This is a genomic window from Pusillimonas sp. ANT_WB101 (assembly GCF_008369125.1).
Taxonomy (GTDB): domain Bacteria; phylum Pseudomonadota; class Gammaproteobacteria; order Burkholderiales; family Burkholderiaceae_B; genus Allopusillimonas.
Map to the genome: position 1 here is coordinate 108,227 of NZ_VOAY01000006.1, position 23,688 is coordinate 131,914.

General features: G+C 56.0%; 18 protein-coding genes, 1 tRNA gene and 1 pseudogene. 5 read left to right on the forward strand and 15 right to left on the reverse strand.

Annotation, left to right across the window (positions count from 1 at the left end):
* Positions 1–55: 55 nt before the first annotated feature.
* Positions 56–2,011 (reverse strand): pseudouridine synthase, encoded by a 1,956-nt coding sequence (locus FQ179_RS21400; RefSeq protein WP_149399666.1) that lies wholly within the window; start codon positions 2,009–2,011, stop codon positions 56–58.
* Positions 2,012–2,021: 10 nt separating this feature from the next.
* Positions 2,022–2,957: an SMC-Scp complex subunit ScpB gene (scpB, locus tag FQ179_RS22835; protein WP_255475100.1), complete on the reverse strand. Its 936-nt coding sequence runs from the start codon at positions 2,955–2,957 to the stop codon at positions 2,022–2,024.
* Positions 2,958–3,023: 66 nt separating this feature from the next.
* Here scpB and FQ179_RS21410 point away from each other — a divergent pair.
* Positions 3,024–3,100, forward strand: a tRNA-Met gene (locus FQ179_RS21410).
* 588 nt (positions 3,101–3,688) lie between these two features.
* Here the strand turns inward: FQ179_RS21410 and FQ179_RS21415 are convergent.
* Positions 3,689–4,609 (reverse strand): GTP-binding protein, encoded by a 921-nt coding sequence (locus FQ179_RS21415; protein ID WP_149399668.1) that lies wholly within the window; start codon positions 4,607–4,609, stop codon positions 3,689–3,691.
* 134 nt (positions 4,610–4,743) lie between these two features.
* Here FQ179_RS21415 and FQ179_RS21420 point away from each other — a divergent pair.
* A pseudogene (locus FQ179_RS21420) lies at positions 4,744–5,871 on the forward strand (GNAT family N-acetyltransferase).
* A 186-nt stretch (positions 5,872–6,057) separates the two neighbouring features.
* Here FQ179_RS21420 and FQ179_RS21425 read toward each other — a convergent pair.
* The 9 genes from FQ179_RS21425 to FQ179_RS21465 form a co-directional block, all read right to left on the reverse strand.
* The gene (locus tag FQ179_RS21425; protein ID WP_370459926.1) at positions 6,058–7,521 is read right to left on the reverse strand and encodes a 4Fe-4S binding protein; all 1,464 of its coding nucleotides are present in this window, start codon (positions 7,519–7,521) and stop codon (positions 6,058–6,060) included.
* The gene (locus tag FQ179_RS21430; protein ID WP_149399670.1) at positions 7,481–8,329 is read right to left on the reverse strand and encodes an FTR1 family protein; all 849 of its coding nucleotides are present in this window, start codon (positions 8,327–8,329) and stop codon (positions 7,481–7,483) included. The genes FQ179_RS21425 and FQ179_RS21430 overlap by 41 nt, the downstream gene beginning before the upstream one ends.
* 14 nt (positions 8,330–8,343) lie before the next feature.
* The gene (locus FQ179_RS21435; RefSeq protein ID WP_255475108.1) at positions 8,344–8,682 is read right to left on the reverse strand and encodes a cupredoxin domain-containing protein; all 339 of its coding nucleotides are present in this window, start codon (positions 8,680–8,682) and stop codon (positions 8,344–8,346) included.
* Positions 8,683–8,684: 2 nt separating this feature from the next.
* Positions 8,685–9,221: an iron transporter gene (locus FQ179_RS21440; protein ID WP_149399674.1), complete on the reverse strand. Its 537-nt coding sequence runs from the start codon at positions 9,219–9,221 to the stop codon at positions 8,685–8,687.
* A gap of 113 nt (positions 9,222–9,334) precedes the next feature.
* Positions 9,335–9,904 carry a polyhydroxyalkanoate synthesis repressor PhaR gene (gene phaR / locus FQ179_RS21445; RefSeq protein ID WP_149399676.1) on the reverse strand — a complete coding sequence of 190 codons (570 nt, stop codon included), beginning with the start codon at positions 9,902–9,904 and terminating at the stop codon, positions 9,335–9,337.
* 180 nt (positions 9,905–10,084) lie between these two features.
* Positions 10,085–10,822: an acetoacetyl-CoA reductase gene (gene phbB, locus FQ179_RS21450; protein ID WP_149399678.1), complete on the reverse strand. Its 738-nt coding sequence runs from the start codon at positions 10,820–10,822 to the stop codon at positions 10,085–10,087.
* A 68-nt stretch (positions 10,823–10,890) separates the two neighbouring features.
* A complete protein-coding gene (locus FQ179_RS21455) occupies positions 10,891–12,525 on the reverse strand; it encodes an alpha/beta hydrolase (protein ID WP_149399680.1) in 1,635 nt (544 codons plus the stop codon).
* A 110-nt stretch (positions 12,526–12,635) separates the two neighbouring features.
* A complete protein-coding gene (gene pgeF / locus FQ179_RS21460; protein WP_149399682.1) occupies positions 12,636–13,499 on the reverse strand; it encodes a peptidoglycan editing factor PgeF in 864 nt (287 codons plus the stop codon).
* A 99-nt stretch (positions 13,500–13,598) separates the two neighbouring features.
* On the reverse strand, positions 13,599–14,585 hold the full coding sequence (locus tag FQ179_RS21465) for an RluA family pseudouridine synthase (protein WP_149399684.1): 987 nt from the start codon (positions 14,583–14,585) through the stop codon (positions 13,599–13,601).
* A gap of 92 nt (positions 14,586–14,677) precedes the next feature.
* Here FQ179_RS21465 and FQ179_RS21470 point away from each other — a divergent pair, with 92 nt between their 5' ends.
* A complete protein-coding gene (locus FQ179_RS21470; protein WP_370459928.1) occupies positions 14,678–15,484 on the forward strand; it encodes an outer membrane protein assembly factor BamD in 807 nt (268 codons plus the stop codon).
* Here FQ179_RS21470 and FQ179_RS21475 read toward each other — a convergent pair.
* Complete coding sequence (locus FQ179_RS21475) at positions 15,471–17,666, reverse strand: ATP-dependent DNA helicase (protein WP_149399687.1); 2,196 nt, start codon at positions 17,664–17,666, stop codon at positions 15,471–15,473. The two genes, FQ179_RS21470 and FQ179_RS21475, sit on opposite strands and share 14 nt — an antisense overlap.
* A gap of 352 nt (positions 17,667–18,018) precedes the next feature.
* On the opposite strand from FQ179_RS21475, the gene FQ179_RS21480 reads away from it, so the two are divergent.
* The gene (locus tag FQ179_RS21480; RefSeq protein WP_149399689.1) at positions 18,019–20,403 is read left to right on the forward strand and encodes a Tex family protein; all 2,385 of its coding nucleotides are present in this window, start codon (positions 18,019–18,021) and stop codon (positions 20,401–20,403) included.
* Positions 20,404–20,444: 41 nt separating this feature from the next.
* Positions 20,445–20,975 carry a hypothetical protein gene (locus tag FQ179_RS21485; RefSeq protein WP_149399691.1) on the forward strand — a complete coding sequence of 177 codons (531 nt, stop codon included), beginning with the start codon at positions 20,445–20,447 and terminating at the stop codon, positions 20,973–20,975.
* A gap of 157 nt (positions 20,976–21,132) precedes the next feature.
* On the opposite strand, the gene FQ179_RS21490 is transcribed toward FQ179_RS21485, so the two are convergent.
* A complete protein-coding gene (locus tag FQ179_RS21490) occupies positions 21,133–22,470 on the reverse strand; it encodes a tryptophan--tRNA ligase (protein WP_149399936.1) in 1,338 nt (445 codons plus the stop codon).
* Between the two features lie 60 nt (positions 22,471–22,530).
* Entirely contained in the window at positions 22,531–23,622 is a 1,092-nt protein-coding gene (zapE, locus tag FQ179_RS21495; RefSeq protein ID WP_149399693.1) for a cell division protein ZapE, read from the reverse strand.
* Positions 23,623–23,688: the final 66 nt, after the last annotated feature.

The window sequence follows — 23,688 nt, forward strand, 5'->3', positions numbered from 1 at the left end:
ATAAAGAGGGGCTGCGCATACAAGATGCGCAGCCCCTCTTCTTGTTCAGACCTGGTTAGCGCTTGCGGCTACCCAGCTTGCCCAGATGAGACTCGTGTGCCGTGGCGCTGCGTGGCTGCCAATCGTCGCCACGCGCTCCACCGGCTGCACGCGGCGGCCGTGCCGACGCGTTAGCGGAACGCGGCTTGCTAGGCTTGCGTGCACCTGTCGCGCTACCTGCACCCGCTGCACCGGCTGCCCCTGGCTTGTTGGTGCCCGGCCCTTTCGCGGTACGCGCGCCTGGCCCGCGACGCCGATGCTCAGAAGCACCCGCTTCTTGTGGCCCGCGCTCGGCTGGCCCACGTGCTACACGAGCACCACGCGCGCCCTGACCACCTTGACCAACTTGACCAACTTGACCACCTTGAGCGCCTTGACCTCCCTGAGCACCCTTGGGTCCGCGAGGCTTGCCCCGTGCACCGCTTTTTGGACGCGCAGACTTCGCTGATGCATCAGGGTGCCCATTTGGCAGACCACCACTAAACATCATGCCTGTTCCATATGGATCAGATGGGTAGGCTTCGTTTGGAGTGCCCGCCATTTTCCTTCCACCGGAAAGTGTTCCTCGGCGACTGACTTTCGCACCGTTTGTGCCGTTGCGCTCCAGCGTGCCATAACCCGGAGGCAAGGCGCTGTCGTGTGACAGAGGCTGGCGCTCGCGATGACCTGCGCCTTCTTCGTCATCGTCATCACGCAATAAGCCAAGCTGCAACATAAGTGCTGTAACCAGCGTAGGATCAAGCTCCTCCCAGCGACCACGGCGCAGATTGCTTGGCAATACGACCTCGCCAAAACGCGTGCGTATCAGACGGCTTACCGTAACCCCTGCTGCCTCGAACATGCGGCGCACTTCACGGTTACGCCCCTCATTCAAGGTGACGCGATGCCAACGATTGCTGCCCTCACCCCCAAGAAACTCCAGGGAACCAAACTGGGCAACGCCATCTTCAAGCTGTATGCCTTTAAGCAGGCTGGCCTGCTGTTCGGGGCCAAGCTCGCCCAGCACACGTACAGCGTATTCACGCTCAGCACCATAACGTGGGTGCATCAGGCGGTTAGCCAGATCTCCCGATGTCGTCAGAATGAGCAAGCCCTCCGTGTTCAGGTCAAGACGACCGACCGAAAGCCATTTGCCGATCTTGATCTTGGGCAGGCGAGCAAATACCGTAGCCCGACCTTCTGGGTCATCATGGCTGACGATTTCTCCAGCAGGCTTGTGATAAAGGATGACGCGAGGTGGCTTTTTGGCATTGGGGCGAGCAACGGGTTTTCCGTTGACACGCACTAAATCTTTGGGCCCGACCCGTTGACCAATGTGGGCAGGTTCACCATTTACCGACACACGGCCTGCAATGATCAACTCTTCCATCTCGCGGCGCGAACCGACACCGGCTTCGGCCAACACCTTGTGCAGCTTGGGCATGAGCGCATCACTGCCCAGATATTTGCCTAAACGTTGTGTCATCTGAACATCTTGCAGATAAGCCAGCGCCTGTTCAGTTTCTTTTTCATTCTCGGCATGATCGGGGCGCCGTGGCTGCCGCTTGCCCGGCTTGTCGGCTGCAACGCCCTCGGGGCGTCGGCCTCCGCGCTTTCGGCCTCGCTCGCTCGCTGCGCCCGCTTGCGCAGCCGCCTCAGCAGCCTCTGGCTGGGTGGCCGACGGGGTTATTGACTCAGCCGCTTTAGCTTTATCAGGGGTAGGCTTGCGACGTCTTGGCGCGCGAACGGGCTTGGTCGCCGCCGCTGCGGGTGCTGCCTCACCTGAATGCACGGAGGGAGATTCCGACTGCGCTGCCACGCCATCTGCTGCAGGTGCCGCTTCACTCTGGGCATCTCCCCGGCGTCTGCGAAAGGGTGTGCGCAGCTTGCGCCCACGCCCACGCGGCGCTGCAGGCTTCCCGTCACCGCCGACTTCGGGCGTAGACGCGACGTCGCTAAACGGCAGGTCGTGTTGTTCGTTTGTGTCAGTCATAGATTTCTAACTACTCCGTGTGTATCTTATTTTCTGGCGAATCGTTTTCGTCAGAATCATTCATTTTCGTTACAGGCTTTTGACCCAGGTTTTCACTGTTGTTGCGCCACCCAGGCAAATCTATGGGCGTTTTTGAAGCGTCGACGGCTACCGTGCTGGCAGCGTCATCAGCTTGAACAGTGGAAGCCTCATCGCCGGCCTCGTCAGGCAGTCGGACGCTTGTGGCGTCGACTGCTTCGTCATCCATTTGCGCGGCACCGGGTATGCCTGCATTTTCAGTACTTTCAATTTTGGCTTCATCCGAGACGTCACCGCCCTCGGTGCCTTGCTCGTCTGTGATTGAACTTTCGCCCTGAGAAACGTCTTGGGCAACCAAGACCTCTGAGGGCACCTCTTCAAGATCAAGCCCTGCCAGAACCGCCACAGCGTTCTGCGATTCGAGTTCAGGCAGCTCGTCGAGCGTTTTCAAGCCGAGATCATCAAGAAACTGCCTGGTCGTGCCCAGCAATGCGGGACGACCCGGCGCATCACGATGACCCAGCACTTCTATCCAGCCACGATCTTCAAGCGTACGCACGATTTGCGTCGATACCGTAACACCGCGAATGTCTTCGATGTCACCCCGCGTTACAGGCTGACGCCAGGCGATAATGGCCAGGGTTTCGAGCACGGCCCTGGAATATTTTGGGGGTTTCTCGGGGTTCAGACGCCCAAGATACCGCTGCATTTCAGGGCGGCTCTGAAACCGCCAGCCGGTGGCCAGCGCAACCAGCTCAAGCCCTCTGTCTTTCCATTGTTGCTGCAATATTGCCAGATAACCGCGTAGTTCGTCAGCAGAAAAATCTTCGATCGTAAAAAGTTTGCGTAATTCTGACGTTGGCATGGGCTGGTCGGCGCACAAAAGTGCAGTTTCCAGCACACGGATAATCTCTGTTTCAGTCGTCATTAAAGCCTGGAGCCCGTCACGGCTTGCATAAAAATAATGTATGGGTTAATATTGCTCTCTTCCAGACGCGGGGTGGAGCAGTCTGGCAGCTCGTCGGGCTCATAACCCGAAGGTCACAGGTTCGAATCCTGTCCCCGCAACCAGCTTTCCGAATGGGCCGATCAAACTTGATCGGCCCATTTTTGTTTTGGTTGGCATTGCTGTTGCCAAGTTCAAAAAAAGCAGGTGTTGCACGCATGACGTGTGCGCGACCATCTACCCTCAGTTTGGGGTGAGCGCAAGGCACGACGGATGCATTCGGGATATGAGACATTGTTCCCATTTTTATAAATAACCCACCTCGCGGCCAACACACTAGCTTGGGGCCGAAGCACGCGCGGTGCGTACTAAAAGCGAGGTACTACTGCGAAATATTTGTTTTCCATGTGCTTTTGCTCCGCTTGAGCATACCCGTTAATATACGGGGCACCCACGTATGGAAAAGCGCTGGCTTATAGTTTGTACGGTTTTTATAGCAAAGGCCCCAGAGCAGATCTTGAAGGGCCGGCCAGCAGGCGCATAGAATGCGTATCGTTTAGTTGAAAACTTAATTAACAATAGGCTACGTGACAAAGCACGCGCCCCAGCCTGGTGGCAGAATACGTTCATTACACCACTACAGGGCTTGCATTGCAACTAAACTCTGTCGACAGTTGCGGGCAGACGACAAGCAGGGTTTGCTGCGCAACCGATCAGCCCTCTTCGAACAAGCTGACCAGTCCGGGTAAAGTTTGCACTGTATGGCAAACAGCATCCCGGTTAAGCGATCGCAAAAGGCTACGCACCCGGGAAAGCTGGCAAGACGATACCCGATCTGCATAAGTCAACAAAAGCACATCAGCACTTCGTATCTGCGCCAACGCCACATTGGCTACGGCACCGGCGTCCTTAATTGCATCCGCGTTTGCGCCATTATTTGCCACCTCGTTTGATGCCTCACTTGCCACGTTGTTTGCATCGCTACTTGTGTCGCTACTTGTACCCCGACCTGCGTCGCTGCCTGCGCTCATACCTGGGGGCCCGATTACAGCCCTGGTCACCTCGACGCCAGAGGCGTACGCACGTTTCTTGATTATGGCGTGGCTACTTTTATCGCCACGCTCGTTGTCATCGGTATTCGCTGTTGTATTGGCATCAGCGGCCTTTATCATCCGACCAAAGCCCAAGCCGCTTGCCAGAAGCGCACTTCTCGTGTGCGTGCCGGGCAGACGCTGCGTCACGTCAACAAGCGTCAGGCAGCCGGCATACACATAACGATCTGCCAAAAAACGCTCATACTCTACGAGATATTTGAATATGGCTGGGTCGGCGCCCGCCGACGCCTCGATGACAATGCGCGCGAACTTCGGTATTTTGCGATGCAGGGCGTCCATGAACAAGCGCTGCAGCGTCTGAACCAGATCACCCCGCACCGCGCAGCACAGACAGCCCGCTTCGTGAATATAAATGCCTTCATTGACCTGATACGCACGCTGATAATCCATACCCACCAGGCTGTGCGACAACACGACAACATCGCTCAGCCCCGAAGTGACATTCCAGCCATTTAACACGGCAGTCTTGCCGCTACCCTGGCCACCTGCGATAACAGTGACAGGAATTCGTTTGCTCATATTTGCTCCGCGTTATACCCAAGCTTAGCTGACCCGACATGAACGCCAACAGCCTCTGGACGATAAACGCTATCATCTACACAAGCCATACTTTTTGGCCAAGCACACCAGAGCAACAAACGAGCCTCACTACATTGACCACCACTTTCAGTCTTGTACACCGCCTTGATGAACTTGACGCCCCCGAATGGAATCGTCTGGCGGGCAGCCAGCCCTTTTTGCAATATGCGTATTTGCAAGGACTTTACCAGACCGGTTGCGCTGCAGGGCCCACGGGCTGGGCACCACACTACTTGCTGATGCGTCGAGATGGCGCGCTGGTCGGCGCTATGCCGCTGTATCTGAAGTCGCACTCGCGCGGCGAATACGTGTTCGATCACGGATGGGCCCAGGCTTTTGCTCAGCGCGGCCTCGATTATTACCCGAAACTGCTGTGCGCCGTTCCGTTTACGCCGGTACCCGGCCCACGCCTTCTTGCCGCCACACACCAGGATCGCGTAGCCTTGGCTCGCCAAGCCATCCAGCTCACTGAGCAAAACGGCATTTCCTCGCTACATGTGCTGTTTCCACACCCACTTGATCAGGCCGCGCTCGAAGAGGCAGGGTTCATGGTGAGAGAGAACGTACAATTTCATTGGTTTAACGAGGGATACCAAGACTTTGCTCAATTTCTCGCCAGCCTGAGCCAACAAAAGCGAAAAAAAATCAATCAAGACCGCAAGAAGTCCATACAGGCGGGTATCTCATTTACCTGGATTAACGGCGACGCGATTGATGATGACAGCCTAAAATTCTTTTACCGCTGCTATGAACAAACCTACCTCGAACACGGCAACCCACCCTATCTGAACCTGGCGTTCTTTTAGCATTTACGCGCCCATATGGCTGAAAACCTGGTTATTGTGCTCGCCCATCGTCAAGGCACACCGGTTGCCGCTGCCCTGAACCTGCGAGACCAGACACACTTGTACGGGCGCTACTGGGGCAGCATGACCTATATACCCGGGCTGCACTTCGAGACTTGCTATATGCAAGGCATTGAGTACTGTATCAGCCATGGACTATCGGTTTTCGAAGGGGGGGCTCAGGGTGAACACAAACTCTCGCGAGGACTTATGCCTGTTAGAACCTGTTCTGCGCACTGGATCGCCGATCCGCGCTACGCCCGCGCCATTGCTGATTTTCTGGATCAAGAAGGTGCGGCGGTCGGCCAATATATTGAAACGCTGAAACAGCACGCTCCCTTTAAGAACACCCATTAAATTGGTGACGTATACAGTCTTTATGCAAATTGAATCTCACTCTGCCTGACGATGCAGATCACATAAATACACTGATTATTCTATTTCAGTGGCAAACGCGGTTTGTACCAGATCTCTTATTCAAGCAGCTTGAACATGGAGAACACTGATCGCGCAGCCACCGACGCCCGTCACCAGAAACCTGAATTACCAGACAGCGAAAAACAAAAACCAGGCCGCACAAAATGGTACCGTGCCAAGCGCCACCAGCGTCAACGCCAATAAACGATTACCCATACCCGCACTGGAAGTGCCCGCAACGCGCCACACCAGCCTAAGGCTCCATAGCATGGCCAGACCCAGCAGGGTAAACCGTGCTGTAAAAGCCCACGCTGTCGAAACCCCCTCGTGCTGCAACAGGGTCAACGTGGTGGCAGACAAGCCAAGAAACACCCCCACTCCAGCCGCAGGTATCAGGCCTTGCGCCAGACGGTGAAGTGTGGCACTTGACGCCGAGGCGCTGCTTCCAGAGGGGCCCGAGGGACGCACTACATGCGCATCTGAGGGAAGAAAACGACTGGCCGCCCACAGGCCGGCGTAAGCCGAGCCGCCAATACAGGCTGCCGCGCCAAAAATAAACAGCAGAATCACCTCGGCATCCAGCCAGCTAAAGCTATCGTTTGCCTCGGGATAGTGCGTCAAAATAAACCAAGGGGCATTTTGCGCCAGCGGCCAATAAATATCGTGCTCAACCAGCCAGACAGCCTGAGCCTGCTTGAGCACAACAAACCATGGGCTCGCACTCCACAAAAACGCGCCAACGGCTAGCCCCATGAGCCCAAACACAATCAATCGTGTTTGCCAGACGTCGCCGGGCGCCACGGTAACGATTTCGGCTTCAGGCGAACGCGGAGTAAGGTGCACTGCGCCACGATAATCACTACACCGCCCGCACATATGGCAGTCAGACGCACCTTTCATATGACGCATGGCAACCAATGGCGCACAATTAACCGTCGCGACGCGCCGCGTAGGGTTACGCCAGGCGTCTTCGTCAACCTTGTAATGCCAAGGTGCCAGCTTGGCCAGCAACTGAAACACGCCATTAACCGGGCACAGGTATTTGCACCATACGCGCTTGTCACGACCATACAGCCAGCCGACGACCATGGCGGCCGCCGTAGAACCGCCAAGCACCGCCAGTACCGCCAGAGGGTACTGATACACACTGACCAACTGCCCATAAATTGTTGTCAGTGCAAAGGCAACAAACGGCCAACCGCCCCATCGCATCCATTTGGGTATGGCCCGCCCCCTTCCATGTTCACTGGCCCACTCCGACAACATGCCTTCCGGACAGAACCAGCCACACCAGGATCGCCCAAGCAGAGGCATGGACACCAGCACGAAGGGCCACCACACGCCCCAGAATGCAAACTGGGCAAAGACGGTCAGGTTATTGAAAACAGAGGCGGTGCGCCCAGGCAACGGCATCAGGGCAGGGACAACAAGCAAAGTCAGGTAGACGGCGACAATGCACCATTGCAGCCTGCGCAACCAGCGCGCATTGTCGCGAAGTAAATCGGCAAACCGATGTGCACCTGCCCGTAATGTGGATGTCGTCATGGATTCAAGCCAGCCTTGCGGCCAGCCTCGTGCGTGTAGCGACATGGTCTGCTCGCCTGAGCAAAGACCAGACCACCAGCCAATAGAGCACCCACACCATGACTTGTGACAACGCGGGATAAGCACGATAGCCTGCGTAACTGGCCAGCACCTTGCCGATACCACCCGCGGTATCAAGCAGCCACGAACTGTCCCATATGGGGTCAATGAGCGTGGGCATGACCCCAAGCGAAATAAGATGATCAGTGCCCGAAATTAACAGCGAACTTGCCAACAACAACAGAACCACCTGGGTGAAGGCGAAAAAGCGCCGCCAGGTAATGAGTTTGCCGCCAAGCTGCAACAGCCAGAAGGAGAACAATGCCGCCAGAAAACCAACCACACCTGCCACGGCCAAGCCCCAGCCCGAGCCTCGTGCTATGCCCGCCATCACTGTGCCATATAGGAACACCACGGTTTCGCTGCCCTCGCGGGCTACGGCAATGGCGACAAGCGCAAACACACCCCACCAATTGTCCCGCGCCATCTCTTGATCAACACCATGCTGCAATGTTTTTCTGAGGCTGGCACCGTGACATTTCATCCAGTACACCATCTGCACTACAAGCACGGCCGCGACCAGCGCCATGCCGCCCTGAAACCACTCCTGCTCTTCGTCGGTCAGCCACTGAGCCACTCCCAGCAACACCAGCGCAAGCATGCCCGCAACCGCGAGACCGGCAAATACCCCACCCCACAACCACGGCAGCCCGCGGCGCCCCCGCGGACTCGTCCGCAACCATGTATAAAGAATGCCAACGACCAGCAGGGCTTCTACGCTTTCCCGCCAGACGATAAATGCGACCTGATCCATAGCAACCTGTACAGCTAGGGTTTGGGCAGCACAACAAGCGTGCCCTTGACGTCTTGATGAAAATCATCAAAGAATGGGTACTCGCCTGGACGAGATATGGTGATCACCACGAATGAACGCACGCCCGGCCCCAGTACCTTTTCTTTGCGCAAGGGCAGGCTTTCGAACTCAACCGGTTGATCACTCTCGTTGATCAGTTCAATTTTGAACTTGCCCGCTGGCACTTCGAGCCGTTGAGGCTCAAAACTGCCATCTGGCTTGAACACCAGCGTGAAGGTTGGCAACTCGGCGGCAGACGCCACTGCGGTGGCGACCCCCAGCACGATCACAGCCAGGCCACGCACCCATGACATCATCAATAACCGCCTTTCTTGCCGGTGCCTGCAAACACAAATTCATAGTCAACCGTGAAAGGTTTAAACCACGGTTCTACGCCGGTCTCCTTGTCAATATGGCGACCAAAATGGTTCATTTTGTTTGCCTCAGGCGAAGCAACCTCAAACTTGAGTTTGTACTTGCCTGGGCCTTCTAGCTTCACGTTATCGCCATAATGCGGGCCGTCGTTAGCCACCATAGGCATGAGATCACCCTGCAGCACCTTATCGCTGCCCACCTTCTGCAATGTGTAGCGAACATAAAGATAGGGGGCCCATGCCCCTTCGGGCAAACCGTTGGGGTTTTCAGCCAAGGCGTGTATGTCAGCTTCGAGGTGAATATCTGAATCTTTGGCATCACGCATCATGCCGGGAGGATCCATTTCGACAGGTTGCAGGTAGACGGCGGCAACTTCAAGCCCGCCCTGCTCAGACGGTTCACCAATAGGGTATTCAAGGGCCATTGCCGGAAAGGCCAGCGCAGTGCCCAACACCAGAATTGATAAATGCTTGTACATACCCACACACCCCACAACAGAATTAATTCTCATTATTATGAGGTAGGGTGTCTTACAGTAATCTGAATGCGACCGGTTATCGTACTCGTTGATGCAATGAGTACGATTCCGGTTTATTTATCTTTATCAGAAGGCGGTACCGGCGGCTTGAAAGGAAACGCCGAGAACATTGAACGCGTTTGATCTTGCATTTGATCTTGCATTTGCACAAACAAATTTTTGCTTTGATCCACGTAATTGCTCATCATGTTTTGCAGCATTGGTGCCTGCACATTCATAAACTGCGTCCAGGCCTCCGGGCCAAACTGGTTGCCGTACATTCCTTTTGACTGTTCGGCCATGCGATCCTGAATGTCCATGAAAGCCTGTATGTTTTTTTCGAGGTAGGTGCCCATCACCCCCTGCATGGCATGGCCATAAAACCGTATGATTTGCGACAATGCCGTTGCAGAAAACATGGGCATGCCACCACTCTCTTCATCGAGAATTATTTGTAACAAGATGCTGCGAGTCAGGTCTTCGCCAGACTTCGCATCGACAACCTGAAATACTGCAGTATCGAGCACGAGTTGCTTGACATCGACTAGCGTTATGTACGCGCTGGTATGCGTGTCATAAAGGCGCCTGTTAGGGTATTTTTTGATCAGGCGGGGTTGCGTGCTGGGTTCTTCAGATTGGGTCATAGCATTGGCCAAACATAAGTAAAAGCAGAAGGGTGGAGAACTCTGGCCTGACGGCATGAGATCCTCCACCACGATTTTTTAAAGCATGGGCTAACGCAATTTCCTGCGTGCCCGACCTCGGCCCAAAAGGACGAGGTTTGCGCTGTACTGCGCAGCTAACATTAAAGCCAGGCAATACACCTAGCCCATGTGCAGGCCACCATTTAATGAAAAGTCAGCCCCCGTCGCAAAGCCAGCACCATCCGACGCCAGCCATGCGACCATAGAACCGATTTCTTCGGGCTTACCCAAACGTTTTACAGGAATGGTCGCCACAATTTTTTCAAGCACGTCGGGACGTATGGCTCGAACCATGTCGGTACCAATATACCCCGGTGAAATGGTGTTAACGGTTACCCCCTTGCTGGCAACTTCTTGCGCCAGCGCCATGGTAAAGCCGTGGATACCAGCTTTAGCGGTTGAGTAATTGACCTGGCCAAACTGGCCTTTCTGACCATTTACCGAACTGATATTAATAATACGCCCCCATTGGCGGCTGGACATATCTTCAATGACCTGCTTGGTCACATTGAACAGGCTATTGAGGTTGGTATCAATTACGGCGCGCCAGTCTTCATGGCTCATTTTTCGAAACAGCCCGTCACGCGTAATGCCTGCGTTGTTGACCAGGACATCAACCGGCCCCAGTTCGTCACGAATCTTGTTAAATGCCTCGTGCGTTGAGTCCCAGTCAGACACATTACCCACTGAAGCATGGAACTTGTAGCCCAGAGCACTTTGCTCATCAAGCCACTTTTTAAAATCACGGCTGGGGCCGCAGCCAGCCACCACATTAAAGCCCTCTTGTGCGAGCGTCTGGCAGATAGCGGTGCCAATGCCCCCCATTCCACCTGTTACATAAGCTAGTTTGCCAGTCATTTTTATCTCCTTATTTTACGATCACGCCTGTCGCCACACCGTAACAATGCAGGTCGTACTCGTTAGCTCTACACCGCCCGGGTTTTCACATAAGCCCCAGGCGCTTCTTCGATCGGCGTATGTCGGGCATTACCCAACCGTGTGCGCGCCTTTACTTGCGGCCCCGACTGCACGGCCAGCCATTCAAGCCACTCTGGCCACCAACTGCCCGCATGCTCTTGCGCCCCTTGCAGCCAGGCGTCTGGCTGTGCAGGCATATCTGAACAGGCACAATCAACCCCATTCGACCAATAACTGCGACGACCGCTGGCTGACGGGTTGATGACCCCCGCGATATGGCCCGACGCACCCAACACAAACCGCATGGGTCCGCGCAGCAATTTTGTGCTGGCATATGCCGAATGCCACGGCACAATATGATCTTCACGTGACCCGTAAATAAACGTGGGCATGGTCAGAGAACCCAGATCAAGCGGGTAGCTATCCACCTTGACCCGTCCAGGGTGCTTGAGATTGTTTTCGAGGTAGGTATTGCGAAAATACCAGGTAAAGAACGGGCCTGGCAGGTTGGTACCGTCAGAATTCCAGTACAGCATATCAAACGCTCGAGGAATTTCACCTTTGAGGTAGTTACCTTCGACGTAATTCCAGACCAGCTCACCAGGACGCAAGAACGAAAAGGTTGTGCCCAGCTCGCGTGCCGACAACAGACCGCCGTCACCCAGTTGCTGCTCACGTGTCTGCGCATGCGCCTCATCGACAAACACGTCTAACACGCCCGTTTCTTCGAAATCGAGCAGCGTGGTGAGCAAGGTGAGTGAGCTTACAGGGTCATTGCCATGCGCATGTGCCAGCGCGAGTGCAGATGCAAGTAGCGTGCCCCCCACACAAAAGCCCAGCGCATTGATCTGCTTTTGACGGGTAACCGTGCTAGTAACTTTGATCGCCTCAAGTACCCCGTCTTGTAGGTAATCGGCCCAGGTTGCGCTGTCGATACCGTCTGTATCGGCTTCAAGCGGATTGCGCCACGAAACCAGCATAACGGTAAACCCAGCGGCCACGGCGTGCCGCACAAACGAATTGCTGGCTTGAAGATCAAGAATATAAAACTTGTTGATGCACGGAGGCACAACCAGCAACGGCTTCTGGTGAACCTTGTCGGTAAGCGGGGCATATTGAATAAGCTGGAACAGCGCATTCTGGTAAATGACAGCACCCTCGGTGGTTGCTACATTTTTCCCGAGCTCGAAACCAGACTCGTCCGTTTGCGTCATCCTGCCTTTTTGTATGTCTTGGAGCAGGTTGCGCATGCCTTTTAGCAACGACTCGCCCTTGCTGTCTATCATCGTCTGCTGCGCATCAGGGTTGGTGGCAAAATAATTGGCTGGCGACATGGCTTCGACCCACTGCATGGTCGAAAATCGCAGACGATTGCGCAAGGCGTCACTAACCTGGGCGGCATCGACAAGCTGGTCAACCACTTTGGCAGACAACAGATAAACGTGCGCATTAAAAGCGTGCGCCGGACTGGCAGACCACGCCTCGCTGCGAAAGCGGCGGTCTTTGGGCGCGGTAAGTTGCCCATGCTGTGCGGCCGTAACAATACGCAGCCATTCTCGGGAGAACTCTGCCTGAATTTCTGCAAGAAGGTCCGGCGCAATTGCGACGGGAGCTGGCCATTTGGATGACGAGGGAGCGTTCAATTCAGACACCTGTTACAAAGCCTACATGTGGGATTCATCTTGTCGACCAAACAAAAAACTGTCAATCAGGGTAAGTCGCTACCCTCAGAAAAAATGCCTGCATCAACGCGTCATTGAGACAGCCACGCCAACGTGGCCAGGCGACCCGTAACCCCATCGCGGCGATACGAAAAATACAGCTCGGGCCTGGCATATGTGCACTCGCCGCTTAACTCGATATGGCTGACGCCCGCCTTCGCCAGCTTATGCCGCGCCAGGGACGGCAAGTCGGCCAGCCATTTGCGCCCCCCTTCTTTGCTGACAAAATAAAGAGCGCTTGCTGCATCGTGCGCTACAAAAGCCTGGTAAACCTCGTCACCCACCTCAAAATGAGCCTGGTTAATGCCGGGCCCAACCCAGGCTCGCCACGCGTTTACGTCGGGCCGACGCTGGCGCAGCGCAGCCAACGTGTTTTCGAGCACACCCTGTGCAAGGCCTCGCCACCCGGCATGCGCCACACCCAAAGCTGTGCCGTCTGCACTGGCCAGCACAACCGGCAGACAGTCGGCCGTCATAATGGCCAACACGTTTTCGGGCTGCAAGGTAATCGCGGCATCGGCCTCAGGCGCCATTGCCTCGGGCATGCCGGCGTTTGCGACACATGCATCGCGAGCGTCAAGCTCGCCAGACGGTAGGTCGCTGATAAACTCACTGCCTCTGGCGGTCATTACCACACCGCGATCGGCATCAAAAACATCGCTACCATGTACTTGTCGCAACCACACAGGCTCACCGGGCAGCCTGCTGCGAAGCTTTTGCCGATTGAAGGCAACTAGCTCCGGGTCATCACCTGTATGCAGCCCCAGATTTAGCGACGCCCATGTATGAGCACTGCCACCGCCCTGCCGGGTGGTACAGAAATAGTGAACGCCCAGCCAGGGCAGGCCAGATGCCACGGCAAGCTCTTGGGCTTTAACATCGACTTCCGCCCTCATGGCCGTATCATCGCCCTGCTGCAAACAAGCCTTAGGCTCCAAAAGATTGCCTCCTTACCCAACTACGTCTTGACGGACGAAGCCTGTACATAGATGTGGTCAGGCTTTCCATAAAACCTCATCAAGTACATGCTGAAAGTCATCGGCTAGCGCAGCCTCGAAGCTGATACGCTGACCCGTGGACGGATCATCAAAGGCCAGGGCCCGTGCATGCAGCAGTTGGCGGTGCGCGCCACCAGCCTCTCGCCCACCATACAACACATCGGCAACGAGCGGATGACGGATGCTGGCCAAGTGCACGCGGATCTGATGCGTGCGGCCGGTCTCGAGCCGACACGCCACCTCGGTAACCATTACGCCATCTCCGAGCATTCCCGACCGGTTCGCAACATAATGGGTAATTGCCGCTTTGGGTGCGACTGGCCTGTCAACCGTCATACGAACAGGTACTCTGGCATCGCGGCCTATTTCGGCCGTGACGGTGCCCGCCCCTGACAGCTGGCCATGAACCAGAGCCAGGTACTGGCGGCTGACACTGCGTGCCTGCAGTTGCCGCACGAGATGCGTTTGCGCGCGTTCGTGCCGGGCCACCACCAGCAGACCCGAGGTGTCTTTGTCAAGCCTATGCACGATGCCGGCCCGGGCCACGCAGGCAAGCTCTGGAAACCGAAACAGCAGACCGTTGAGTAGTGTGCCGTGCCAATTGCCTGCGCCCGGATGTGTCACCAGCCCAGCAGGCTTGTTGATCACAACCCAGTCAGGGCTCTGGGCCACGACCTCGAACGCAATGTCTTCAGGGATGAATGCCTGAGATTCGGGCGGCAGCTGCGGCCAGATTAGCAGCACATCACCAGGGTATGTCAGTTGCTTGTTACGCCCCGGACTGTCGTTTACCAGCACATGCCCGCCTTCGATCCACCCTTGCAGACGACTGCGAGAGTGCTCGGGCAAAAGAACAGCCAGCACCTTGTCGAGCCGCTCGGCCCGGGCACTTATTGGAAGACGAAAATGCAGCGGCTCACCAGGCGTTTGTGCCTCGTCAGGAGCATGCAAATAACTTTCTTTAGTGATATCTGTGTCAGGCATGGCGACAAATCATATAATCAGCCTGCAATGCTAACACCAAGGATGCTTTTGTGACTCGTACCGACCTATATACGTTCCGCCATCCCGGTTTCGTGCGCCTATGTTGCGCCGTCCTCGGGCTCATCGCTGTCTTGCTAGTTACGGGCTGCGGTTCCATTAAGCCAGAACAGGACACAACCGCAGGCTGGAGTGCCGAACGCCTGTACCAGGATGCCCGCGAAAACATGAGCGCAGGCAACTGGAAAGAGGCCCGAAGCCGGCTGGAAGCCGTTGAGGCGCGCTACCCCTTTGGGGGCTACGCCCAGCAAGCGCTTATTGACCAGGCTTACGTCAACTGGAAAGATGACGAACCCGAACAGGCCCTTGCTGCCATAGACCGCTTCCAGCAGCAATACCCCAATCATGCCGGTACCGACTACATGTTGTACCTGAAAGGCCTGATAACGTTTACGCCGCCCAGTGCCGCGTTCAGCAAGTTCACGCGGCAGGACCCCAGCGAACGCGACCCCAAAGGCCTGCGTGAGTCTTATGATGCCTTCAATGAACTAATAACGCGCTACCCCGATAGCCGCTATGCCACCGATGCACGCCAACGCCTTACCTGGCTGGTTAGCACTATTGCTGACAACGAGGTTCACGTTGCCCAGTACTACTATGAGCGCAAGGCCTACGTGGCGGCAGCAAACCGCGCTAAAACCGTTATTACCGACTTCAAGGGTGTACCGGCTGCTGAAAAGGCGCTGTACATCATGTATCTGTCGTATGACAAGCTAAACCTGCCTGAACTGCGCGATGATGCCAAGCGCGTGCTTGACCAGAACTTTCCCAACAGCAAGTATTACGAGCAAGGGTTAGACGAGCCCCGCGGCACGCTCTGGAACCCTGTTAACTGGTTTTAGCCACATCGGGCAAAGCGTCCGGCAGGGGTTCTTGCCGGGCCTTCAGAAAGGCCAGCACCTGCGCCGGTTCGCGTGTTCGCGCAAACGGCGGCAGGCCGCGCCAAATCAGCTTGCCGTATGGTTTTTCAACGATACGGGTGTCACCCACGACCAGCACCCCCCAGTCAGACTCTGACCGTATCAGGCGGCCGGCACCTTGTTTCAGCGTAATGGCCGCCTCAGGCACCTGATATTCCATGAAAGGGTTGCCCCCTTCCGCCTTGCACAGGTTCAGGCGTGCTTCCAGCACGGGGTCATCGGGTGGTGCAAAAGGCAGCTTGTCAATCGCCACCAGCGTCAGGGCATCGCCGGGCACATCAATGCCCTCCCAGAAGCTTGCGCTACCCACCAGCACTGCACGCCCTTGTTGAAAGCGTTCGAGCAGCACTCTGCGCGAACTTTCGCCCTGCCGCAGCAACAGGCGATCTATGCCCAGATCCTCAAAATGCGTTTCAAGCATGTCGGCAATACGATCAACCGAACGCAGCGTGGTGCATAAAATAAGTACGCCGCCACGGCTAGCCTGTATGAGTGGCAGCAGTACTTCGACAAATTTTTCATTGAATACAGGTGAGTTAGGTAGCGGCAGCGCCTTGGGTACATACAGCACCCCCTGTTCGGGGTAGTTAAAGGGAGAATCCCAACGTGCTGTTGTGGCATCCCAAAGCCCTAGCTGGCGCACAAAATGGCCAAAATCACCATTGACCGACAGCGTGGCAGACGTAAGCACCCAGGCCTGCCCCGGTCGCCGAAAGCGTGAAAAGATGCGGGCAACAGACAATGGCGCACTATGCAAACGCATATGATGCTGGCTGTGCTCAACCCATCGCACCGCTGGCGTGTTGTCGTCATCCGCGCGTTTGGAGCGCGGGGCCGGTTTAACGTCGTCAGCAATCACGGCATTATCGTCGTGGGACACCCCCACACCTTTATGTACGCCCGCGCCCACCTTGGTCGCCTGCGGCAGCCCATGGTCGCTGGCGTCGGGCTCATCACCGCCATCTTCTGCATCGATGCCGCCCAGCCCCGGACGCAGGGCATTACGCCCCTGGCGATCGGGTTGACTCCAGCGAAACAGACGAGCCCTGAGGTCAAGACAGTTTTTGTGGGCCGCATCCAGATCCGGGTGCTTTTCTTTGACAATGCCCAGTAGCTGCAGGCTTTTATCAAGCACGGCGAGCAGTGCCTCGAGTGCGTCATCAAACTCAGCACCGTTAGGGATTGCCAGAAAAGTGGCCTTGCGCCCCGGCAGCTTCTCGATGGGAGCAGCGACCAGCCTCAGATTGCGGGCTGCCTGCTCAATATTTTTACCTGCCTCGCTCCAGTTGGTGGATTCGCGGGCATAGGCCAGGCCGGCCGCTTCTATGGCGCGTGACAGATCAAGCAGCTGGTGGGAAGATACACTGGAGCCCAGAAAACGTGTAGCAATATCAGGAAGCTGATGCGCCTCATCGAACACGACAAGGTCTACGTCGGGCAGCAGATCGGTAATGCCCTCTTCACGCAGGGCCAGATCTGCCATGAACAAGGCATGATTGACCACGACCACGTCGGCATCCTGTGCCTGCCGCCTGGCTTTGATTACAAAACAATCTTTGACGAACGGACACTCCTGGCCCAGGCAGTTGTCACGTGTGGATGTCACGCGATTCCAGATATCAGCGTCTTCGGGCACTTCGGCCAGATCACTGCGATCGCCCGTGCGTGATTGCTGGGTAAACACCTGGATATGCCGTAGTTGGCTTACTTCAGCACGTGACTTTAGCGCCCGGTCGTCACCGGACAAACGATCAAGATGGTAATAGCATACATAATTGCCTCGACCCTTGAGCAGCGAAACCGTTACGGGCAAGGCCAGTGCCTTGCGCAGCCGCGGAATATCGCGGCGGAATAACTGGTCTTGTAGTGTACGTGTGCCGGTTGACACCAGAACCTTGCCGCCGCTGAGGAAGGCAGGTACCAGATAGGCCCAGGTTTTACCGGTGCCAGTGCCCGCCTCGGCAATGAGCGTGGTGTGGTCAAGCGCCGCCTTCTCTATGGCCTGGGCCAGCTCAAGCTGGGCCTGTCGCGGCCGGTAACTGGGCACGGACTGAGCAATGAGGCCGTCGCCGGCGAAAATATCAGAAAGTAGTTGGTCAAACATGAAGGCATGCCATAAATCGTAACGTCGATTTTCTCACAGGGGGTCGCACAACACCAATGGGCCACAAATTTGCCCCGATGCAGGCTCACGCACTGATGCCTTGACAGCGCAACGGCCTGCCACCATTAGATGCGGTATTCGACCCATAGCTGCGTAAAACATCAATTCTCTATACTATGACGCAGTCGGCCCCATCGTGTCCTGCGCCCAGCCTGTTCGTTGCAGCGTCGGAGCACCGCAAGGCCAGTTTGCAGTCGTCCGCGTCACAGGCGCTTACACTGTGTGCACAACGTTCATGGCCTGCGATGTGGCAAAATGCTGCGCATGATTCACCGTTTTAAATGTTGGACGAATGACTGATACCCCTGTTCACGCAAAAGCGACCCCCGCCACTGATGCGGAAAACGCCGCTCGCATCGTTGCCTTGCTGGCTACCGAACTTAATGTGCGGCCCAATCAGGTGGCCGCTACGGTCGAGCTTCTTGATGGCGGCGCCACCGTGCCATTTATTGCACGCTATCGCAAAGAAATAACAGGGGGTCTGGACGACACCGTACTGCGCAATCTCGAGGTCAGGCTGCTTTATGTGCGCGAACTCGAGTCTCGACGCGCCGTCGTGCTCGAGTCTATTGCTGAACAAGGCAAACTGACGGCCGAGCTTGAACATGAGGTAAAAACCGCTGACACCAAGCAGCGCCTCGAAGACCTGTACGCGCCCTACAAACCCAAGCGTCGCACTCGTGCCCAGATAGCGCGTGAAGCGGGCCTCGAGCCGCTGGCCAATGCGATTTTGGCAGATGTGGCCTGCGACCCCAGCGTTCTGGCCGAGGGCTACCTTAACCCAGAGGCATCGGTTAACGACGCCAAAGCCGCCCTTGACGGCGCACGCGACATTTTGGCCGAGCGCTATGCTGAAAACGCCGACTTGCTGGCAGATATGCGTGAGCATCTTTGGAGCACCGGTCTGCTTTATTCAAAGGTTATGGCAGGCAAAGAAAACGAAGGCGACAACTTCCGCGACTGGTTTGACTTCAGCGAAGCACTGCGCACCCTGCCGTCGCATCGCATATTGGCACTGCTGCGCGGGCGCCAGCAAGGCGTGCTCGATATACGGCTGGGGCTGACCCCAGAGCTCGAAGCCCAGACGCCACACCCTTGCATTTTGCGCATTGCCCGTATTCTGAGCGTCGACGCTGACTTCGGCCTTGACCCAACTCCTCGCGGCCGCTGGTTGGCGGAGGTGTGCCGCTGGACATGGCGCGTCAAGCTGCTGACAACGTTCGAATCTGAACTTATCAGTCGCCTGCGCGAAAGCGCCGAACAAGAGGCCATACGCGTTTTTGCGGCCAACCTCAAAGATCTGATGCTGGCCGCACCGGCCGGCCCCAAGGCCGTGCTGGGGCTGGATCCGGGTATACGCACCGGGGTCAAGCTTGCCGCCATTGATGCTACAGGCAAAGTACTGGCAACCAGTACGATTTACCCCTTTGAACCCCGGCGCGACCGCGAGGGCAGCATCAACACGCTGGCAGCACTGGTCAGCAAGCACAATATTGAGCTCCTCGCCATTGGCAACGGCACCGCATCGCGCGAGACTGAAAAACTCGTCACCGACATGCAGGAAAAATTCCCCAAGCTCAACGTAACCCGTGTAATTGTCTCCGAAGCAGGCGCTTCGGTGTATTCAGCCTCGGAGCTTGCCGCCAACGAGTTCCCCGACCTTGACGTCACCCTGCGAGGCGCCGTTTCCATTGCACGCCGTCTTCAAGACCCGCTGGCCGAGCTGGTCAAGATCGAGCCCAAAGCCATTGGCGTTGGTCAGTACCAGCACGATGTCAACCAACGCGAGTTGGCCCGTTCGCTTGATGCCGTCATCGAAGACTGCGTCAATGCCGTAGGGGTTGATGTCAACACTGCCTCGGCGCCACTGCTTACCCGTATTTCAGGGCTTAACGCAACATTGGCCAAAAACATTGTGGCCTGGCGTGACAGCAACGGTGCTTTCCCCGATCGTAAAACCTTGCTTAAGGTGCCACGGTTTGGTGACAAAACATTTGAGCAGGCTGCCGGTTTTCTGCGTATCGCCAATGGCGGAAACCCGCTTGATGCCTCATCGGTACACCCTGAAGCATACCCGGTCGTCGAACGCATTCTTGCCAAAATAAAATCTGACGTACACGAGGTGATGGGTCGTCAGGGTGCACTCAAAGGCGTTTCTCCGTCTGAGTTTACCGATGAACGTTTTGGTTTACCCACCGTCAAGGACATCTTCCAGGAGCTCGAGAAGCCGGGTCGTGACCCGCGCCCCGAGTTCAAGACCGCCACCTTTATGGAAGGCGTCAACACCATTTCAGATCTGCACGAAGGTATGATCCTCGAAGGTGTCGTCACTAACGTTGCCAATTTTGGTGCCTTTGTCGATGTTGGCGTACATCAGGACGGCCTGGTGCATATTTCTGCCCTGTCCAATACGTTTGTAAAAGAACCTCGCGACGTCGTACGAGTGGGCCAGACGGTAAAGGTCAAAGTGCAAGAGGTCGATGTCGCACGCAAGCGCATCGCACTTACCATGCGTCTGGATGACGATAGCGCCCCAGTGCGGCGAGGGAGCGAAGCACGCCCTGGCGCCGACAAACGCCCAGCCACCGGATCACCACGGCGCAACAATACTGCTCGTACCGCCGAGCCTTCATCCATGGGTGCAATGGCTGCCGCCTTTGCCAAACTGAAAAAATAGCGCTTTGGCCTTTCTACTTGCAAACCTAAAAAGGTAGCACCATGGTATCCAGCTCCGAGCCCCCTTCTACCGTTGACGCAAGCAAGCTGACAAAGCTGATCAGCCTGCTTTCCTGCGGCGATCTGGACGAGCATGAAATTGCACGTATAGCAGACGTATGTCGTCAGGCTGTGGCCGAGCCAGCCAAAGCCCTGCAAACACACTACGGGGCAGAGGCGGCACGTGTGGCCCAGTATGACCCAAGCGGTGTGCTGGCGTTTATTGTTTTTATCGAGCTGGAAGACTATTTTGCTGTGTCAGACACGGTGGACGAACTGTACGAGCAGGTTATCGATGCATTCGAGCAACCCCTGTTGCCTGACTACCCCTACGACGACAATAACTTCAATACCATTAACGATTTTTTCAAATGGGTTGACCAACAGTTGCAAACGCATCACCCAAAATATTGCTTGATCAATTTTGGCGAAAGTTACACGCACGATTTTCAGGTGGTTTTGGTGCACAGAAGCGAAGTTACAGAAATACTGGCTCTGTGCAGCCAGCTGCAGCTAAAAGCTGAGCCCTGTTAGCCCACGAACAACAAGCCGCAACGCATGCAAGCAGGGTCAAGATAATGAATGCAGTAAAAATGACGTCTGCGGCCAACAAAGGCTTTAACGATACCCAGGTAAAGCCCTAAACCAAGCCTGTGCCGCGCACGGGCCTGATTTATGGCTGGGGGCGTGATCAGCCCTCGGCCAGCGCAGCCAGCGCAGTTTCCACAGCTTCCAGCCTGTCGGCTTCAAAACGGCAGACCACCACGCCCGCGATATCGAGCGTAACAATGCTTTCGCCCGGAACGGCAGCGACATCGCCCAACTGCAGCGCCTGCAGACCCTTGATCGCCACCCCTGCGGCCTGGGGATCATCAAACGGCTCGGACGACAGCAACTCGTCACCTTCTGCTGTCAACAGACGAAAGCGGAATTTCCCATCTTCATCGCGAAAGCTGACAAAACGTGGCTTCTTGCCTTTGCCCGACTTGGCCTTGACCGGTGCACCTGTCGTGCTTGATGCAGCGCGCAGCCCAACCGCTGCGCGCAGGCGCTCCATGAACGGTTGTGACAATGCCCGTGCCTTGCTGGCACCGGCTTGCAGAATGTCTTCGATGCGATCCGGGCGGCTGACAAGGTCTGTATAGCGCTCACGCATGGGGGCCAGCTCTTCTTCGATGCGATCGAACAAGGCTTTCTTTGCATCGCCCCAACCCAGGCCCTCTTCGAGCTGCTGACGAAATGCCGCCGACTGCTGAGGCGTGGAGAACGCACGAAACAGCGTGTACAGATGCGAGCCTTCGGCATCCTTGGGTTCACCGGGCTGACGCGAGTCGGTCACAATACGCATAATGGCCGCACGCGTTGCAGCACTGCCACCCTCAAACAGCGGGATAGTGTTGTCATAACTTTTAGACATTTTTCGGCCATCAAGGCCTGGCAAGGTAGCTACTTCTTCATCCACCTGCACTTCAGGCAGTACGAAAAAGTCGGTGCCCTGCCCGTACAGATGATTAAAGCGCTGTGCAATATCGCGTGCCATTTCAAGATGCTGGATTTGATCACGACCCACCGGCACTTTGTTGGCATTAAACATAAGAATGTCGGCAGCCATCAAAACAGGATACGAGAACAACCCCATGTTGACGCCATCATCGGGTTCGACGTCGCGCGCCGTGTTCTGGTCAACGGCCGCCTTATAGGCATGCGCCCGGTTCATAAGCCCCTTTGGCGTCACGCATGTAAGCATCCAGCACAGCTCCGGAATCTCTGGAATATCAGACTGGCGGTAAAAGGTGACGCGCTCGGCATCCAACCCTGCTGCCAGCCAGGTGGCGGCAATTTCGAGTCGGGAGCGCGCGATGCGCTGCGGATCGTCACACTTGATCAACGCATGGTAATCGGCCATAAAATAAAACGCATCCACGCCTGCTTGTGTGCTGGCCTGAATTGAAGGCCGAATTGCACCGGCATAATTGCCCAGATGTGGCGTGCCGGACGTCGTAATTCCGGTAAGTACTCGGGTGTTCATCATGTTGGTTTCAATGTATAGAGTGCATGAATGCGAAACAGGCGGCGGTACGGCACTGTGCTACAACACCACGGCTTCGCGCCGGTCAGATTCCAGGTATTCGCGTGACTGCATTTCAAGAATGCGCGACACGGTGCGATAAAACTCGTTAGACATGGGCCCCTGAACGTACAGCTCGTCGGCCGGGCACTCCGCAGAGATAACAAGCTTGATTTTGTGATCGTAAAACACATCAATCAGCCAGGTAAAGCGGCGGGCTTCTGACGCATTGCGTGCTGCCATGCGGGGCACGTCTGAAAGTATCACGGTATGAAAGCGACTGGCGAGATCAAGGTAATCGTTTTGCGAACGCGGGCCGCCACACAGGGTGGCAAAGTCAAACCAGACAATGCCACCGCCCAGCGCAATCGCCTTGATTTCCCGGTGCTCAACCGTCAGTACGGGCTTCATGGGCGCCGTATCAAGCAGGCGATCAAAAATCGCCTGCAATTCGTTATTGGTATCAGCGGTAATGGGCGTCAGATACATACGCACTTGCTCAAGCGCACGCCGGCGGTAATCCACGCCAGTGTCTACGTTCATGACATCCATACGATCCTGAATCAACTTTATGGCCGGCAGAATGCGATCGCGATGCAAACCATCCGGATACAAGGTAGAAGGCTCGTAGTTAGACGTCATCACAAACGAAGTGCCATGCTCGAACAGCTTGAGCAGCAGCCGATACAAAATCATGGCATCGGCCACGTCAGACACGTGAAACTCATCAAAACAGATCAGGCGGTACTTCTTGGCGATACGAAGTGCAACCTCGTCAAGCGGGTCTTGCTGCCCCCGCACCTCGCCAAGCTCACGATGAACGCCGCGTATAAACTCATGAAAGTGGATACGGGTTTTGCGCTTTACCGGCACAGTAAGATAAAACGCGTCCATAAGAAAGCTTTTGCCGCGCCCCACACCGCCCCACATGTACACGCCGCGTGGCACATCAGGCCTTTTGAATAGTCTCCTGAATGTCGACGACCGGGCTGACTTGAAGTTGACCCATTCATCGTAATACAACTGCAAACGATCAATGGCCGCTTCTTGCGCCTCATCGGGCGTATAGCCTCGTTCTTGCAGGGCCTGATGGTAGTACTTACGGACATTCATAAAGCAACCGGATGATTTTGGCGCTCAGTGGGGCGCCTCCAAAAGAGAAAAGGGCGAGCACCTGCC

Coding starts and splice junctions, on each gene's coding strand:
- FQ179_RS21400 (WP_149399666.1), bottom strand. CDS start 2,011: ATGACTGACACAAACGAACAACACGACCTGCCGTTTAGCGACGTCGCG.
- scpB (WP_255475100.1), bottom strand. CDS start 2,957: ATGACGACTGAAACAGAGATTATCCGTGTGCTGGAAACTGCACTTTTG.
- FQ179_RS21415 (WP_149399668.1), bottom strand. CDS start 4,609: ATGAGCAAACGAATTCCTGTCACTGTTATCGCAGGTGGCCAGGGTAGC.
- FQ179_RS21425 (WP_370459926.1), bottom strand. CDS start 7,521: ATGTCGCTACACGCACGAGGCTGGCCGCAAGGCTGGCTTGAATCCATG.
- FQ179_RS21430 (WP_149399670.1), bottom strand. CDS start 8,329: ATGGATCAGGTCGCATTTATCGTCTGGCGGGAAAGCGTAGAAGCCCTG.
- FQ179_RS21435 (WP_255475108.1), bottom strand. CDS start 8,682: ATGTCATGGGTGCGTGGCCTGGCTGTGATCGTGCTGGGGGTCGCCACC.
- FQ179_RS21440 (WP_149399674.1), bottom strand. CDS start 9,221: ATGTACAAGCATTTATCAATTCTGGTGTTGGGCACTGCGCTGGCCTTT.
- phaR (WP_149399676.1), bottom strand. CDS start 9,904: ATGACCCAATCTGAAGAACCCAGCACGCAACCCCGCCTGATCAAAAAA.
- phbB (WP_149399678.1), bottom strand. CDS start 10,822: ATGACTGGCAAACTAGCTTATGTAACAGGTGGAATGGGGGGCATTGGC.
- pgeF (WP_149399682.1), bottom strand. CDS start 13,499: ATGAGGGCGGAAGTCGATGTTAAAGCCCAAGAGCTTGCCGTGGCATCT.
- FQ179_RS21465 (WP_149399684.1), bottom strand. CDS start 14,585: ATGCCTGACACAGATATCACTAAAGAAAGTTATTTGCATGCTCCTGAC.
- FQ179_RS21475 (WP_149399687.1), bottom strand. CDS start 17,666: ATGTTTGACCAACTACTTTCTGATATTTTCGCCGGCGACGGCCTCATT.
- FQ179_RS21480 (WP_149399689.1), top strand. CDS start 18,019: ATGACTGATACCCCTGTTCACGCAAAAGCGACCCCCGCCACTGATGCG.
- FQ179_RS21485 (WP_149399691.1), top strand. CDS start 20,445: ATGGTATCCAGCTCCGAGCCCCCTTCTACCGTTGACGCAAGCAAGCTG.
- FQ179_RS21490 (WP_149399936.1), bottom strand. CDS start 22,470: ATGAACACCCGAGTACTTACCGGAATTACGACGTCCGGCACGCCACAT.
- zapE (WP_149399693.1), bottom strand. CDS start 23,622: ATGAATGTCCGTAAGTACTACCATCAGGCCCTGCAAGAACGAGGCTAT.